Annotated in this window: 1 protein-coding gene; it reads right to left on the minus strand. The window is 29.3% G+C overall.

Annotation, left to right across the window (positions count from 1 at the left end):
- The coding region (locus CLTHE_RS16610; protein ID WP_278320276.1) for an MSCRAMM family protein at positions 1–662 on the minus strand (662 nt) is incomplete at both ends.

Consider the following 662-nt stretch of genomic DNA (forward strand, 5'->3'; position numbering starts at 1 on the left):
TTATGTTTTGAATATTTGAAACATCAGTTGAATTTATAACTACAGATTGAGTGTTTTCATTTAATTTATAACCTTGTGGTGCTTTAGTTTCTTTAATTGTGTAAGTTCCCCATTGTAAATTATCTAAGCTTGCAACTCCATCTTTGTTTGTTGTCACAATTTTATTAAAACCATTTGGTCCTGTTACATCAAATTCTGCACCTTCAAGTTTTACTCCATTCTTTCCTGTTTTAGTTATATTTAACTTACCTAAAACTTGAGTATCATTAAATGTTAAACTCTGTACTTGTCCAACACTTGCATTTGTTACTTGAACAGTTTGGACTTCATTATTTAAGTTATATCCTTCTGGAGCTTTTGTTTCTTGTACTTTGTAAGTTCCCCATTGTAAATTATCTAAATTTGCAACTCCATCTTTATTTGTAGTTACAACTTCTTTAAATCCATTTGGTCCACTTACTGTAAACTCTGCTCCTTCAAGTTTTACTCCGTCTTTTCCTTTCTTAGTTATATTTAACTTACCTAAGATTTGAGTATCATTAAATACTAAACTTTGTAATTGTGAAACATCTTCTGAATTAATCTTTATACTTTCAACCTCATTACTTAGTTTATATCCAATTGGTGCTTTAGTTTCTTGTACTTTATAAGTTCCCCATTGT

Source organism: Clostridium thermobutyricum DSM 4928 (assembly GCF_002050515.1).
Classification (GTDB): Bacteria; Bacillota; Clostridia; order Clostridiales; family Clostridiaceae; genus Clostridium; species Clostridium thermobutyricum.